Source organism: Streptomyces sp. NPDC001920, from assembly GCF_053594495.1.
On sequence record NZ_JBSFEP010000021.1, the window covers coordinates 31,907 to 45,704 of the forward strand.

Consider the following 13,798-nt stretch of genomic DNA (forward strand, 5'->3'; position numbering starts at 1 on the left):
CGGGTCATACCTGGTCCGAGACGGTGGGCGTTGCAGGGTTCGGGATGGTCGCGGTCGGGGCGTACTGGGCGGCCTGGGCGTCGAACATGGCGGCGTACCGACCGCGGGCGGCGATGAGTTCGTCGTGGGTGCCGTGCTCGGCGAGGTGTCCGTTGTTGAGGACGTAGATGTGGTCGGCGTGGCGGACGCCGGACATGCGGTGGGTGACCAGGACGACGGCTCGGTTCGGTGCGGCGAGGCGGCGGATGCGGTCGAAGGCTTCGATTTCGGCTTCGGGGTCGAGGGCGGAGGTCGGTTCGTCGACGATGAGGACGCCGTCTGCCTGTGATGTTGAACTGCGCCAGTGCGTGCGGGCCAGGCCGACTTTCTGCCATTCGCCGCCGGACAGTTCGATGGCGCCGCGGAACATGCGGGCCAGCAGACTGCGCAGGCCGTCGGGGAGTTTGGCGATGACGGGGCCGGCAACGGCGTAGTCGACCGAGGGCTTGAGGTCCTGGTCTGTAGCGGGGTGGTCGGGGCGGCCGAGGCGGATGTTCATCGCGGCGGTCACGGGCCAGCGCTGGAAGTCTTGGGTGAGCAGGGAGACGCGCTCGAAGACCTGGGCGCGGTCGAGACCGGTGAGGTCCGCGTCGCCCCAGCGCAGGGTGCCGGCCTCGGGAAGCAGCATGCCCGAGAGGATCTTCATCAGGGTGCTCTTGCCGGAGCCGTTCTCACCCACCACGGCGGTGACCGATCCCATAGGCAGGGTCAGTGACACGCTGTCCAGGGCGGCGGTGTCCCGGTCAGGGTAGCGGTATGTGACCTGGTCCAGAACGATTTCCCTGACGCGTTCCGGTACGGGCGCACCGCCGGTGGGCAGCGTCCGCTGGGCGGCCTGGGCGAGGAAGCGGCCGTGGTCGCGGACGTAGAGGCTCTCCTCGTGGAGTTGGTTGATGTTCATGACCAGCGCTCCCAGGCTCGCCGAGCCGGTGCGTACCGCGATGACGGCGGTCCCGGCGACGGCGAGGCTCATGTGCCCGGCCATGATCAGCCAGAACATGGCCCCGTAGGTCGCCGCCATCGCCAGACCGGACAGCGCGGAGGCGACCCACTCGGTCAGGGCCTTGTTGGAGGCGAGGCGTTCCTGTTCGGCCTCGGCGCTCTCGGCCATCTGCTCGTAGCGGCTCAGGAGGAAGTCGCCGACGGCGTGGAGGCGCACTTCCTGGGCGGCGGTGCGTTCGGTGAGTAGGTTGCCGATCAGGCGGCTGGCCCGCACGTGCTCGATCCAGCTCATCACCGACACGTATCGTTCCTGGGCCACGCGCATGGCGCCCCAGCCGCGAGGGGCGGCGATGAGGATCAGCATGGGCAGCAGTACGGGGTGGAGTACGGCGAGGACGCCGGCGGTGGTGATCAGCGAGATGAGGCCGTTCAGCGCGGCTACGCAGGCGCTGATCATGCGGCGGGCCGAACCCGGGCCATGCTGGGCGATGTCCACGAGCCGCCGGAAGTCGGGATCGTCGATGGCTTCCAGTTCGACGCTGGCTGCGGCGGCCAGGTACTGCGTGGTCGCGATCCGCTCGACCTTCGGCTCCAGCCGCCCTGCGCGGGAGGTGGACCAGGCGGACAGGGCGGAGTTGATGACGCCGATAGCGGCGGCGGCCAACAGGCCGGGTAACAGGGCGTGCAGCCGCTCGGCAGCGCTGCCGTTGCCGGCGAGCAGAGCGTGCATGACGGCGTTGACGGCGAGCAGGCCGGCGGCTGCGGCGATGCCTTGGCCGATCTCGCTGACCCCGACCGAGAGCAGAGCCCGCCGGTCGGCCTGCCACGCCATGCGCAGGGTTGCGCCGACGAGTGTGGGCATGGAGCGCAGCGCGGACATCATGGTCAGGTCCAAGGTCGCGTGCTCGTGCTGGGACCAGCCCATGTCGTAACGCAGGGGGCCGCCGAACAGCTCGTGTTCGGCGTCGGAGACCTGCGGATCGGCCATCGTGACCGGGCCGAAGAATCTCTTCACCGGGCGCCTCCCGCAGGCCAGTTGATGGCCCGGTAGGACGGGCCGTGGGTGAGCATGTGAAAGATGGTGGCGGTGTAGGGGTGACAGTCCGGCGACGGTCGTTCCAACGGCACCCAGAAGAGCCCTTCGTGCTTGTGTGGCTCGGCGTTGTACGGCTCACCCGTCCACGACTGCGCCACGAACACGGCGGTGATCCGGTTTTGGCCACCGTCGGAGTCGTGGTGGTGGATTAGCCCGCAGAACTCCTGATGCTCAGCAGTGATAAGGACCCCCACCTCCTCCATGGCCTCGCGTCGCGCAGCATGGTCGAGTGGTTCACCGACTTCCAGGTGGCCGCCCACGACAGTGAGCTGTCCCGGTGCGAGGGCGGCGTCCAGCGCGCGGCGTACGCACAGGGCGGCGCCGTTCGTACGGAGCAGGACCTGTGCCACGTCGGCGATCAGCTGGTGAGGCGAGTCGCTCACGGGCGGCCCTCCTGCACCAGGCGTTCTAGGGTGTGCCGACCATTGGTCACGAGGGCACCGCCGTGCCGAAAGCTATAGGTGAGGACGGAGGACGGGAGAGGTGTGGGCTGCGTCATGCCAGGTACCTCGTATCCGGTCGTGACCCGTCGTCGAGCAGAGCTGCGCGACCGGAGGTGAGGCGAAGAGTGGCGCCCGAGGAGGTAGCGGCATTTTCGAACGCAGGATGAACGAGTCCAGGGCGGCGTACGGGATGCATGGGGACTCCTCGGGGCGAGATGCGGACAGGTGATCGGGTAACGGCGGCCCTGCTGTAGCCGTAACGGGTGGAGGGGGGCGAAATCTAGAACATGATTTCGAATATCGGGCTCTCTCCTTGTGCCGTCGGTTGGGGCGGGCTGTGATGCAGTGTTCGATCACTCATGTGGGTTGCGGTACCTCCTGCGGGGGATTGCCGGGGGGCGCTTGGTCAGTCATGGCGTGGCGAGGTCCGGGCGGAGGGCGATGGCGTCGCGAAGGAAGCTGCGCTTGGAGTAGAAGGTGTGCCCGGCGGCCCAACCGTGACTGGCGAGGTACTCGCAGAGCCAGCTGTCGATCCGCTTCATCTCGATGAGGATCTCGTCCTGGTCGTGGTCGAGGATGCTGCGTGAGCGGAGGTACTCCAGCTCGCACTGGGAGAGCACCACGTCGGGGGCCGCCAGGAGGGCGCAGCGGTCGAGGAAGATGCCGTAGACGTGTCCGGTGCGCAGCGACTCGCACTGGATGTCGTAGCGGACGCGCTGGAAGGGCGGCATGGCCCGGACCTGGAGGTTCAGGTCTTCGCGCAGGAACGTCTCGAAGCGGTCGGGGGTGATGTCGAGGCCAGGGGTGAGTTCCTCGCGGCGGGCGAAGGCGTCCTCGGTGAACCACTTTCGCTTCAGCACGTGCCCGGCGGTGACTGTGGGGATGAAGGAGGCGTAGCCGATCTCGGGCTCGGGGCCGGTGACGTCGAACAGATGGTTCTCGGTGTGGTGGATCTGGAACTCTTCCCGGTACTCCGGACGGCAGCCTTCCAGCTTGCCGTCGCGCAGTGCCTTGAGCAGTTCCATGGACGCGGACCAGATGTCCGGTGCCGGGTCGAGGGTGTACTTGAACTCCAGCTCGGTGCCGGAGAAGTGCTTGCGGAAGTACCGCAGATGATTGTTGAGCGCCGTGCTCGACTCTGCATGCGCCGTCAGCACGGGGTCGAACCAGCGCAGTTCCTCGACCGGGCCGTGGCCTACTGGGTCCCGGGTGGTGCGGACGAAGCAGGCGTCCTCGGGGTGGAAGCGGATCTGCGCGTACGCGTGGTAGCCGCCGCCGGGGTGTTCGGCTAGGTAGCACAGCGGCACCAGGCCGGGGACGGCCTCGGTGCCGACCAGGCCGCGCAGGGCGGGGCCGGCGATGGCGTCGGGGAACAGTTCGCCGCCGTCGATCCTGGCCGCCCCGAGCCGGGTGCCGCCGGGGTACAGCGCTTCGACCGGGCAGGGCCCCAGCGCGTTCCAGCGGACGATCACGGTGGTGGCCGGCCGGCATACCTCCTGCGGTGGCACCCGTACGAGCACGATCGGCTCGTCTGGTCGCCGTGGCGCGGTGCGGTTGAGCAGGTGGACGCCGCCGAGGACGACCCAGGCTCCCCGGTCCGAGGGCTGCTCATCGGGCACGCTGGTCTCCTTCGTGTGAAGCGGGTGCCACGGGTGATCGCCCTGCAGCCCGAAGGGGCCACCGGGTCGGCCGGACATCCCCGGATGGCTGCCTGCTCGTCGCTGCGACGTCCGGCCGGTTTGTCGGCCTAGGGTGGGGCGGGTGAGTCATGGTGAAGTCGGTCAGGTGATCTTGGACGAGGCTGTTGCGGATGCCCGCCTCGCCGCATGGGAGTTCGACGGTGCACGGGCCTGGTTGGAGGAAGCCCGCCGGCATCCCATGGAGCCGCTGGCGGCCGAGGTGTGGGTCACCGACCCTGCTTTCGAGCACGTCCTGCTGGTCAAGCACCGCGTGCGCGGATGGGTGCCGCCGGGCGGCAAGGTGGAGCCGGGCGAGGCGCCGCGTGCGGCGGCGGCACGAGAGCTGCTGGAGGAGACCGGCCTGCGCACCGAGTTGCTGCCCGAGCCCGCGGCCGTGGCGGTGCGTTCCTACCGGGCCGACTGGTCTCCGACGCTGGGCCTGTCCTACGCCGCGATCGTGGGACGCGACGTGCCCCTCGCCGGGGAGCAGAACCAGCCGGCGGCATGGTTCCGTCTGGACACAGGCTGGGACAGTGTCTTCCCCGAGGACCGCGAGCGGATCTGTGCGCACGCTCGCCGTCTGGCAGCCGGCTGGGCGGTCGGCTCCCGCTGAGGTAGGTCCCTGGCCGCCGTTCACAGGAGGGCCTCGATCCGGTCGAGGTCGGCCAAGGGCATGGTGACGAGCTCAAGGTCGTGCAGGAAGCGGCACCACACTGGTTCCAGGCCGGGTTCGCGCTCGAACTCCTCACGGCCCAGGCATCCGTTGGCGTGCGCGGCGGTCCGCAGCGCGTGCTGCTGCAGCTGGGCCGGGTGGATCCACCGAGGGGTGCGGACCTCCCGGGGCGAGGGGCACAGAGACCCGGAAACCTCGGCCTGGAAGATCCACCAGTGGTGGCCGACCGGACCGCTGGGCGTGCGGTGGCAGTGGTTGGGCCGCCACTGGTCCAGCAGCAGGTGCAGGTTGGTGACGGTAAGACCGACCTCTTCGGTGACTTCGTCGCGGGCGGCCTGCTCGGGGCCGCCATGCTCGTCGACGTGGCCGGCGACCGGGGCGATTCCGGCCGGAGGAATCGCCCGCTCGAAGACCAGCAGGCCGCTCGGAGAGGAGATCAGTACCCCGACGCTTGCGTGGTCACAGAGGCGGGCCCCGCCGTCGGGAGCCGGGGCGGCCGGGGTCATGCGGTGGCCTCCGGCCGTTGGGCGACGACGACGAGCCAGCTCGTCACGGCCGGGGCGTCGGGCGTTGTCATGGCGTAGGCGGCGTCGAGGATATGCATCCGCTGGGCGTGGGTGAAGTCGCCCTCGGGCCGCGCGAAGACGGGGATGGACAGCCACGCCTTCTTCTCGGCCATGGTGCTGTGCTGGGCGGTGACCTCTGTGCCGACGACCTTCAGTCCGGCTGAAGTCAGCTGCTCGGTGACTGTTTTCATCGGAAGCTTCGGCGGCCTGTCCGCGTCGCGCGGCGGTGGGGTGTATCCGTGGGTCTCAGCGGCGACTTGGCGGATGAGGGCGTTCAGGGTAGGTCCGGTGCGGGTGGACAGTTCGTCGGGGTGCCGGACGCCGGCGAAGCCACCGCCGATGTTGAAGACGAAGCGCCCGCCTGGGCGCAGGATGTGGGCGACGGCCGCGAACACTGCGGCGGTGTCGGTCTTCCAGATCGCGGAGTTGCACACCACGGCGTCGGCGCTGCTGGCGTGCAGGTGGTCGGCGAGCCGTTCGGCCGGGGCAGTGATCCAGGTCAGGCGGGCGTCTGTCAGGGTGCGGCGGCCGACGCGCTGCATCGCGGCGGCGTTGTCGACGGAGACGACCCGGGCGCGGGCCGGGATCAGGTCGAGGATCGCGCGGGCGGTCGCGCCAGCGCCGCCGCACAGGTCGACCACCAGGCTGGCGTTGGCCAGATGACCTCGGCGGGCAAGGTCGCGGCTGGTCGCGTCGTACATGGGGTGGGCGCGGGTGAAGGCGTCGTACGCCTCGGCGTTGCTGTCCTCGTCCCAGCCGAGGATGGCGTCCTGGGGTGCCATGTTGTGTGGCCTCGCTTCTCAGGGCGGCCCGGCAGTGCAGGCCGGGCGTTCGGGCAGGGTCAAAAGAGCGCGGACTGTACGGCGGCGGGCGGTGAGGAGAACTGTGCGCCGAGGACGATGCGCCGACCCTTGAGGGTGCCGAGGTCGAGCAGGTAGGGCAGTTGTTCACCGTCGCCGTCGAGGGTGGCGAGGACCTGGGAGCCGAGGCAGGAGAGCACCGTCAGCCCGTGCTCACCGGAGCGTGGGTCGTGCGGGTACAAGGCGCGCCCGGTCTCCGGCGTCCGCAGCAGGTCGCCTTCGCTGGGCGGCGTCCACGGCTCCGGTGTGGCCGGGACGTTCAGGCCGCTCAGGGCCTCGGTGGCGCGGTCGAGGTGCCGCTGGTGCGCGGCACCGGCCGGGGCGAGGTCGCGCAGCTCGGCCAGGGCCGTCAGCTTGGCCGCGGCTCGCACGGTCTGCGTCAGGCCGAGGTGGCGGGTAAGGGCATCCTCCAGGAACCGCACGGCGCGGCCGTCAGCACTCCGGGCGAGGTAGGTAGCGATCAGGGCACCCTGTTCGTCGAGGCGGGAGCGCTTACGGGGTTCGGCCGCGGTGCCGATCTTGGTGGTGCCGTCGGCGAACGTCGCCAGGTACAGCCAGTGCGGCTGGGCCATGTACGCCGCCAGGGCGTCGGGAACATGCCCGCCGGAGTGGAACCGGTGGGCGAAGCGGAAGTCGTCCCGCCCGGCGCAGGCCGGGCACTGTCCGCCGGCCTCGGCCGGGGCCCGGTCAGGGCAGGCGACCGCCTCGACGCGGACGCGGTCGGCGAACCGGTAGCGGCCGGTGCACCACCGGCCGGTACCGCTCACCTGGTAACTCAGGCGCCTGCCCATGACCGGGGCGTAGACGAGTGGTCCGCCGGTCACGGGGGCGAGCAGAAGACGGGGGTCTGCGCTCGCCCAGGTGATGCCGTGACAGACGTATGTCCCGCTGGCGGGCAGGGCCTGGTCCATGGTGCGTTCCTTGTCGATCGGGGAGGGAGGGCCGGTTTAGACGGTCAGGCGCAGACGGTCGGCCAGGGCAGCGGCGGCGGCCTTGAAGACCTGGTCGCGGTCCAACTGGGCGACGTCCAGCGTCAGCCAGGCGCCGCGCTCCGCCTGTTCGCGCATCTGGTCCAGGACGGTGTCCTGGTAGCGGATGAAGTCCTCGTCACCGCCGCCGGCGTGGCCGGCCTCCAGGGAAGTGAACGAGCCTTTGCGGACGAGAGCCTCGCGGGCACCGATGTTCAGGAAGAACACCAGGTCCGGCTTTGTGAGATGCGCGAAGACCTGCTCGCACAGGCGGGAGGAGACCTCGGGGTTGACCGCGTACCGAGCGAGGATCTTGTGGTGCGCGTTGTCGAGGATCACGTGGGTTCCCGCGGCGAGGGCCGGCTGGATGACTAGCCGGTCCTGCAGGGTGTACCAGGAGGCCAGGGCAAGCAGCCAGTAGTGGTCGCCGCATGCCTGGGCGACGCCGGCGTCGCGCCGGTAGACCAGCTCGTTGAGGCGGTCGAGGTAGGCGGACAGCTCCGGGTCCCGGCGGACGTCGGTGCTGTGCTTGCCGATGAGGACTGCCGTGTGGCCGGCGTCGTTGAGGGCCTGGTGCAGGCGGGCGGCGAGGGTGGACTTGCCGGCCCCGTCACCACCGACGAAGGTGATCAGCTTCCCGGCTGCGGTGGTGGTCGGCGCGTTCGCCGTCATTGGGATTCTCCCAGGGGGTGGGTCGGGCTGGCGGTCAGGCGGCCGGTGATGATGGTGCGGATGCGGTCCACCAGGACGGCGCGCTGGCGCAGGACGTCGCTGTGACGCTCATTGGACAGGTCGGCGGGATAGTGCGTGGCGAGGTTGTTGGAAATGACGTGGAGGTAACCGAATCTGATCCCCGCCTGGCGCGCCGCCGCCCCCATGGGGCCGATCTCCGGGTCGACGAAGGCGTACGAGGCGGTGTGCTGGGCCAGCCAGTCGCGGTTCTCCAGCAGGATCGACGGGGAGGACACGTGCAGGCCGCTGCGCACCCCATCGTGGGCGGCGGCGTAGTCGCCGAAGAAGTCGTCCCAGCTCACCATCGCCCCGCGTACCAGGCTGGTGTTGCCGGTCGCCAGCCAGGCGTTCGGTTCGACGCCGGGGGTCAGTGAGCCGACCTTGCCGACGTAGACGACGTCGCCTGCGCCGAGTTCGGCAAGGCGCGTGACGACCCGTCCGGCCACGTCTCCCCAGATGCTGTGGAGGAACCCGAGGTAGACCACGCGACGGCCGGCGACGTCGAGGCGCTGCCAGGCGTAGCCGGGTCCGCGGGTCCACACTCCGTTCTCGGGAGCGAGGTACTGAAGGCCCCAGCCGACGATCACCAGGTCGCCGTCCAGTTCCAGGTCGAGCGCGTCGAGCGCCGTTCGGCACTCCTCCTGCTCGGGCGGCTGATAGGTGACGGTATCGGCGGGGCGGCCGGTCATGGCCAGGTACGTGGCGATGATCAGGGTGTAGTGCTGGACGTAGTCGGCTCCGGGGAACGCCTTGACGATGAGGTCACGGCCGTGGATCTCTGCGGTGGGCCGTTCGATGTTGAACAGCTTCCCGGTCTTCTCGTACCGGGAGATCACCGCCGTGCGGTCGTAGCCGCCGATGACGCGGATGCTGTCCCAGTCCTGGTCCTGGATGAGGTGGTGGACCTTGATCTCCAGGTAGCGCAGCAGCCTCGCGTGGGTCATAGTGTGCCCGGCCGGCTCGATCGGGGCGGCGCGCAGGAGTCCGGGGGTCGGGTCGGCGAGTAAGGGCGTCATCGGTGCTCCTCGGCGATCGTCACGGTGCTGCCGGCCGCCGCGCGAACGACGGAGATGTTCTTCCGGATGAGGTCGAACCGGTCTTCGGGGATCGGGCCGAGCTTCTCGATGCGGGGCGTGGAGGGCTTCTCGTACGGCCCTTCGGGCAGCAGGGCGACGCCCATCGCGCCGAGGATGACCGGGGCTGCGCCGTCCACGGAGGAGATCCACTCGTGCTCGCGCTGCTCGATCAGCTCCAGGTGCCCGGTCCGGCCCAGACCGAGCAGCCGGTAGATGAGCAGATCGTCGACCAGGCCGCGATCCTGCAGGTAGGCGGTCGCCAACCAGCGGGTGCGGCACAGTTGCTCGTCGGGATCCGGTCGACGCGAGGCCGGCAGGGCGATGGCCCCGGCCCAGCCGCTGGTCACGAAGGCGTCGTAGGTGCGCAGCCACTCGTCGTCGTCCGCGGCGTGCAGGACCGCGCACAGCCGGAATGCGTCGCCGGAGAGCTTCCGGATCTCTCGCGCGGCCTTCTCGCTCGCCTTCAAGGTCGCGGTCCCGTCCCGCATGACGTCCGGCAGGATGATCTCCCTCGCGGACACCGCCAGCGCGGCTTCGACGAGGCTTTCCGCCGGCAGGGCGTAGCCGAGGTCGAAGAGCCCGTTGTCGATGATGATCTCGGCGCCGCGCTCGGCCTCGTGAGCGAAGAAGGCCCGGTAGCTTTCGTCGGACAGCACGTGCTGGGCGGCCACGTGGTGGACGCGGGCCGGCTCCTGGGCGACGAAGTTCTTCAGGTAGGCAGGCGGAGCGATGACGGAGAAGTCGATGCCCGCGGTGGGAATCACGACGCCCCCCACAGGCCGGTGGTGAGGGTGAGGAACTGCTGGGAAAGGACGGGGTCGGTGCCGAAGCGCCCGCCCGAGTGCACCGTGGTGGTGCGAGCCTCCTCCATCCGTACGCCCCGCATGCTCATGCACAGGTGCACGCCGCGCACGGCGACGGCGATGTTCTCGTGTCCGATCACGCCGTTGAGGTATTCGGCGACCTGGCGGGTGAAGCGTTCCTGGACCTGCAGTCGGCCGGCGAAGTGCTGGGCGATCCGCCCGAACTTCGACAGGCCCACCACCTCGCCATCCGGCACGTATCCAGCCGTGACCTGCAAGTTCATGGGCAGCATGTGGTGCTCGCAGAGCGACCACACGCTCATGCCGCCCACGATGACCAGCTGACCACCCAGCTGGGACTCGGTGAAGCAGGTGGCCGTTTCGGCGCCGTCCGGGGACAGGAAGGCTCTCCACCAGGCCGCGACGCGGTCCGGGGTGCCGGTCAGCCCCTCGCGGGCGGGGTCCTCGCCCAGCTCGACCAAGAGCTGGTGGATCAGGCCGGCGACCCGGCCGGTGTCGATGACCGCAGTGGGCCCGGCGACGGCAGCCGTCGGCGCCGCCGCAGGGCTGGCGATAGAGGTCGTCATGGGCGTCTCTCGTTTCCGGGAACTGGGGAACGGATGGGGCGTGGAGTCGCGTGCGGTCAGCGGCCTCGGGCGTCCGCGAAGGCCAACACGTGAAGGCGGGTGGTGAAGTGCCAGTGCCGGGTCGCGACCCCGTCCGCCAGGGCCCGGGTAGTCGCGGTGATCACCTCGGGGGTGGTGCCCTCCGGCATCACCCACACCGGCGCGAGCCGGTGGGCGTTGGCCAGCTCGGCGATCCGGTCGAGGTCGTCCACCGTGGAAGCGACGAACTTGAACGCCGCCCGCCCGGAGGCCACAAACGCCTCCAGCGCGGCTGGCACGATGCTCTTGGTCTCCTTCACGCCGAAGCTGGCAAGTTTGGGCGAGACGTTGAACCGGACCCCGTCGGCCACCAGCTCGGGTGTGGGCGCGATGGTGCCGTTCGTCTCGAACTCGATCCGCTTGCCGGCTGCTATCAGTCCCCGGACGAGAGGCACCAGTCGCGCCTGCTGGATCAACGGCTCGCCGCCGGTGATCACGACCAGCTCGACCGGTGAAGACGTGGCCCAGGCCACCAGGCCCGCGACGGATTGCCTCGTCGACTCCTCGTGCGGGTCGAACCGAGACCAGTCCCAGGTGTACTTCGTGTCGCATCTCGTGCAAGTGAGGTTGCACCGGGACAGGCGGATGAACAGGGCTGGGTGTCCGCAGCTTGGGCCCTCGCCCTGAAACGTCGGCACCTCGGTACCGAAGCACTCCGCGACGATCAGGGATTCGCCTTCGGCAGCTTCCGGTTCGAGGTTGAGCGGCTTGGTTGTGGTCATTGGCCCACCACATCGAAGCGGGCCCAGCTGCTTGCGGTCTCGCGGACTAGGACGGCGACAAGGCGGCCGGGGATCTCCGATTGGAGGTTCTGAACGAACCAGCCGGCCAGGAACTGGGCCAGGCGCTCCGAGGTGGGCTCGAAGGGCAAAATCTCGTGCAGGTTGTGGTGGTCGAGCTCGGTGTCCAGGAACGATTTGAACGGGGCGAGCGCACCGAAGTCCGTGACAAAGCCGGGATCCTCCAGCGCGGATGCAGTGAGGATGACCTCAACCTCGTAGCTGTGCCCGTGCTGGCGGGAGCACTTGTGCCCATGCGGCAGCCGGGGAAGCCGATGGCCAGCCTCGAAGGCGAACTTCTTACCGATGGTGAAATTGCCGGGCGGTAGTGGAACAGCAGTGAAGCCCATTCGATTTCTCCGAGAGGTGAGGGTGTGGCTGATTCGGGCAGGGTGGGGCAGCCGCCTCTTCAGGCGGCTACGGGCTGTGCCCCCAGGTGGTTCTTCGCGGCCTTGTCCAGCACCTTGGTGAAGTGCTCGGCGCGCTCGTCGCCCTCGGCCTCCTGAGCGCGGCGTGGGCGGCTCCGACCACGCCGGTGGCGAGGGAACCGGCGCCGGCAGCGAGGACGGCGGTGGTGAGCTTCATGCTTTAGCGGTCCTTCCACGCAAAGTGGTCTGGGGCGAGGGGCGGGTCTCTGGAAGCCTGCGGGGCTCGCTGCGTCATGCGACCCCCGCGAGCACGACGCTCGGTGAGCCGCCGTCAATGTGATCCAGGCCGTACCGGCGGCGCACAGTGTCCAAAGCGACGGCGATCGGCGGCAGTCCGACGGCAGCCCTTCGCTGGTCCAGCAACTGCGGCGCACGCAGTGGGCATAGCTCCACTCCTGCTGCGCTGAGGACGAGTTGCGTCCCGAACTCTTGGGGTCGCCCGCTGTTGACCAGGGCGCGGTCGTGAAGGTGGGCCCAGTGCTGGATGCGCGCATCGCCGTCCTGGACCGCACGTTTCAAAAGGGTGGTGGCCGCCCGCTGGAAGTCGGGTTCGTCGTCGGCGTGAAGAGCGATGCTCCAGGCGGCACGTGCTGCGTCGGGGCCCACGAGACGGTGGCCGGGCCAGTCATGTTCGGCCAGGATGCGGCGCAGCACTTTGGTGTCGGCGTGCTCAGCGTGACGGTCCTGGCCGAGGTGGACGGCGTCGAGCTGGTTGCGTACGCGTCTGGCCCGGCGTGCTGCCGACTGTGCGGCGCGGGCGATGAGTTCGCGGGCGAGGTCCGGCCGCAGCGGTTCCGCGGTCCTCACGCGATACTCCGCTGGTCGGCGGCGGACTGCGGCTCGTGGACCTGGCAGCCGATGAGCGCGCTCAGCCCAGGCCGAAGTTCGGCGGTGAGTTCGAGGCGCGCGACTCGCTCATGGTGCTGTCCGGTGCCCGATCCACGGACGTCCCAGCCCATGTCGGTGAGCCGACGAAGGAATGTGGCGATCGGATCGACGTCGAGAGGATGGCGGGCCATGGCCTCGGCCCGCACAAGCGGTACCTCGAGCCGGGCGGCGAAGTCGGAGGCCCACAGAGTGATCAGCCGGACAGTGTCATCGGAGTGACCGGGCAGGGTGTGGACGCAGTCCAGGAAGAGGCACGGGCCTTCGCCCCATCCGAGGTCGGGCCCGCGTTGCGGGATCATGCAGGCCAGCAGCAGCCCGTCCTCGAACAGTCCAGCTGGCTTCACCTGCGGGGCGCGGAACAGGGCCGGGATATCGGACCGGGCGGGTGTAGGCACGCCGCGCATGGCGAGCCAGCGCTGACGGTCCTGGACGAGGGCCGCGGCCTCGTCCCGTTCGGCGTCGGTGCGCAACGACCGCATCTCGTACACGGCCGGTAACCCTGTCGCGCACTGGCGTCGAGGCGCGGGGGAGGACTCGATGGCCGCGGAAGCGGGTGGGGCATTCACTGGCTCGCTCCGCTCTCCATCGTGGTGGCCCGCCTGGCGCCCAGCAGGCCCCACGCGTGGGCCCAGACGACAAGTTGGGTGGTGTTGGCCGCCCCGGTCTTGTCGAGCAGTTCGTCATGTGCGGCTCGCACGTCGGCGGGCGCGATCTTGGCTACGGCAGCAATGTCGCTGGGATTGCTGTGCTCAGCGACCGCCCGCAGCAACAGTTGCTGCTCTGGACTGAGTTCCGGCATTGGCCTGTCCGTTGTGGGCGGAGCGACCTGCCGGGCGTTGCACAGGAAGTGCACGATCACCGGGGGCTTGCAGCGGGGCGGGCAGTGGAGGCTCTCCCGGATGTCGCGTACGTACTGGCGGACGGTCGTGACCGACAGCCCGGTCCTCGTGGCGATCTCTTGAGGGCCGAGGCCGTCCACGAGGTGCTGGGCGACGCGCTGCTGGGTCGGGGTCAGGGGGGTGATCGGTGCGCTGGTCGTCATGCGGGGGGTCACGGGTGTCTCTTTCGCGGCTGGGTTGAGGGATGTCGGGTGGGGTGTCGCCGGACCCCGCGGGGGACGGGGGCCGGCGACACGGGCCCGTGCGCGGCGGTCTGGATTCA

Annotated in this window: 16 protein-coding genes; 1 reads left to right on the forward strand and 15 read right to left on the reverse strand. The window is 69.6% G+C overall.

The window, feature by feature from the left end; genetic code table 11:
• Nucleotides 1-4: 4 nt before the first annotated feature.
• From ACWCPI_RS30600 to ACWCPI_RS30610, 3 genes are all read right to left on the reverse strand, one after another.
• Nucleotides 5-1,996 carry an ABC transporter ATP-binding protein gene (locus ACWCPI_RS30600; protein ID WP_382104161.1) on the reverse strand — a complete coding sequence of 664 codons (1,992 nt, stop codon included), beginning with the start codon at nt 1,994-1,996 and terminating at the stop codon, nt 5-7.
• Nucleotides 1,993-2,460 (reverse strand): NUDIX domain-containing protein, encoded by a 468-nt coding sequence (locus ACWCPI_RS30605; RefSeq protein WP_451041202.1) that lies wholly within the window; start codon nt 2,458-2,460, stop codon nt 1,993-1,995. The genes ACWCPI_RS30600 and ACWCPI_RS30605 overlap by 4 nt, the downstream gene beginning before the upstream one ends.
• Before the next feature lie 470 nt (nt 2,461-2,930).
• Nucleotides 2,931-4,139 (reverse strand): hypothetical protein, encoded by a 1,209-nt coding sequence (locus ACWCPI_RS30610; protein WP_451041203.1) that lies wholly within the window; start codon nt 4,137-4,139, stop codon nt 2,931-2,933.
• 142 nt (nt 4,140-4,281) lie between these two features.
• On the opposite strand from ACWCPI_RS30610, the gene ACWCPI_RS30615 reads away from it, so the two are divergent.
• Nucleotides 4,282-4,812: an NUDIX domain-containing protein gene (locus tag ACWCPI_RS30615; RefSeq protein ID WP_352224300.1), complete on the forward strand. Its 531-nt coding sequence runs from the start codon at nt 4,282-4,284 to the stop codon at nt 4,810-4,812.
• Between the two features lie 20 nt (nt 4,813-4,832).
• Here the strand turns inward: ACWCPI_RS30615 and ACWCPI_RS30620 are convergent, their stop codons facing one another.
• The 12 genes from ACWCPI_RS30620 to ACWCPI_RS30675 all read right to left on the reverse strand — a co-directional run bounded on the left by ACWCPI_RS30620 (nt 4,833) and on the right by ACWCPI_RS30675 (nt 13,691).
• Nucleotides 4,833-5,378, reverse strand: a complete 546-nt coding sequence (locus ACWCPI_RS30620; RefSeq protein ID WP_451041204.1) for an NUDIX hydrolase — start codon at nt 5,376-5,378, stop codon at nt 4,833-4,835.
• Entirely contained in the window at nt 5,375-6,220 is an 846-nt protein-coding gene (locus tag ACWCPI_RS30625; RefSeq protein WP_451041205.1) for a class I SAM-dependent methyltransferase, read from the reverse strand. Before ACWCPI_RS30625 ends, ACWCPI_RS30620 begins: the two co-directional genes overlap by 4 nt.
• A gap of 59 nt (nt 6,221-6,279) precedes the next feature.
• Complete coding sequence (locus tag ACWCPI_RS30630; protein WP_260824209.1) at nt 6,280-7,209, reverse strand: DUF2797 domain-containing protein; 930 nt, start codon at nt 7,207-7,209, stop codon at nt 6,280-6,282.
• 36 nt (nt 7,210-7,245) lie between these two features.
• Nucleotides 7,246-7,938, reverse strand: coding sequence for a dTMP kinase (locus tag ACWCPI_RS30635; RefSeq protein ID WP_451041206.1), 693 nt, complete (start codon nt 7,936-7,938; stop codon nt 7,246-7,248).
• Nucleotides 7,935-9,014, reverse strand: coding sequence for a hypothetical protein (locus tag ACWCPI_RS30640; RefSeq protein ID WP_450214496.1), 1,080 nt, complete (start codon nt 9,012-9,014; stop codon nt 7,935-7,937). Before ACWCPI_RS30640 ends, ACWCPI_RS30635 begins: the two co-directional genes overlap by 4 nt.
• Nucleotides 9,011-9,838, reverse strand: a complete 828-nt coding sequence (locus ACWCPI_RS30645; RefSeq protein WP_176119287.1) for a hypothetical protein — start codon at nt 9,836-9,838, stop codon at nt 9,011-9,013. The genes ACWCPI_RS30640 and ACWCPI_RS30645 overlap by 4 nt, the downstream gene beginning before the upstream one ends.
• A complete protein-coding gene (folE, locus tag ACWCPI_RS30650; RefSeq protein ID WP_367547400.1) occupies nt 9,835-10,464 on the reverse strand; it encodes a GTP cyclohydrolase I in 630 nt (209 codons plus the stop codon). Before folE ends, ACWCPI_RS30645 begins: the two co-directional genes overlap by 4 nt.
• A gap of 56 nt (nt 10,465-10,520) precedes the next feature.
• Nucleotides 10,521-11,264 (reverse strand): 7-carboxy-7-deazaguanine synthase QueE, encoded by a 744-nt coding sequence (locus ACWCPI_RS30655; RefSeq protein ID WP_367547398.1) that lies wholly within the window; start codon nt 11,262-11,264, stop codon nt 10,521-10,523.
• Complete coding sequence (locus ACWCPI_RS30660) at nt 11,261-11,671, reverse strand: 6-pyruvoyl trahydropterin synthase family protein (RefSeq protein WP_176119290.1); 411 nt, start codon at nt 11,669-11,671, stop codon at nt 11,261-11,263. The genes ACWCPI_RS30655 and ACWCPI_RS30660 overlap by 4 nt, the downstream gene beginning before the upstream one ends.
• A gap of 309 nt (nt 11,672-11,980) precedes the next feature.
• Nucleotides 11,981-12,556: a DUF6624 domain-containing protein gene (locus tag ACWCPI_RS30665; RefSeq protein ID WP_451041207.1), complete on the reverse strand. Its 576-nt coding sequence runs from the start codon at nt 12,554-12,556 to the stop codon at nt 11,981-11,983.
• Nucleotides 12,553-13,125 carry a carbohydrate kinase family protein gene (locus tag ACWCPI_RS30670; protein ID WP_073948156.1) on the reverse strand — a complete coding sequence of 191 codons (573 nt, stop codon included), beginning with the start codon at nt 13,123-13,125 and terminating at the stop codon, nt 12,553-12,555. Before ACWCPI_RS30670 ends, ACWCPI_RS30665 begins: the two co-directional genes overlap by 4 nt.
• Before the next feature lie 74 nt (nt 13,126-13,199).
• Nucleotides 13,200-13,691 carry a LuxR C-terminal-related transcriptional regulator gene (locus ACWCPI_RS30675; RefSeq protein ID WP_451041208.1) on the reverse strand — a complete coding sequence of 164 codons (492 nt, stop codon included), beginning with the start codon at nt 13,689-13,691 and terminating at the stop codon, nt 13,200-13,202.
• Between the last annotated feature and the right edge of the window lie 107 nt (nt 13,692-13,798).

Excerpts from the sequence above, each read along its gene's own strand:
- ACWCPI_RS30655 (WP_367547398.1), bottom strand. The coding sequence starts at position 11,264 with ATGACCACAACCAAGCCGCTCAACCTCGAACCGGAAGCTGCCGAAGGC.
- ACWCPI_RS30625 (WP_451041205.1), bottom strand. The coding sequence starts at position 6,220 with ATGGCACCCCAGGACGCCATCCTCGGCTGGGACGAGGACAGCAACGCC.
- ACWCPI_RS30630 (WP_260824209.1), bottom strand. The coding sequence starts at position 7,209 with ATGGACCAGGCCCTGCCCGCCAGCGGGACATACGTCTGTCACGGCATC.
- ACWCPI_RS30660 (WP_176119290.1), bottom strand. The coding sequence starts at position 11,671 with ATGGGCTTCACTGCTGTTCCACTACCGCCCGGCAATTTCACCATCGGT.
- ACWCPI_RS30620 (WP_451041204.1), bottom strand. The coding sequence starts at position 5,378 with ATGACCCCGGCCGCCCCGGCTCCCGACGGCGGGGCCCGCCTCTGTGAC.
- ACWCPI_RS30635 (WP_451041206.1), bottom strand. The coding sequence starts at position 7,938 with ATGACGGCGAACGCGCCGACCACCACCGCAGCCGGGAAGCTGATCACC.
- ACWCPI_RS30640 (WP_450214496.1), bottom strand. The coding sequence starts at position 9,014 with ATGACGCCCTTACTCGCCGACCCGACCCCCGGACTCCTGCGCGCCGCC.
- folE (WP_367547400.1), bottom strand. The coding sequence starts at position 10,464 with ATGACGACCTCTATCGCCAGCCCTGCGGCGGCGCCGACGGCTGCCGTC.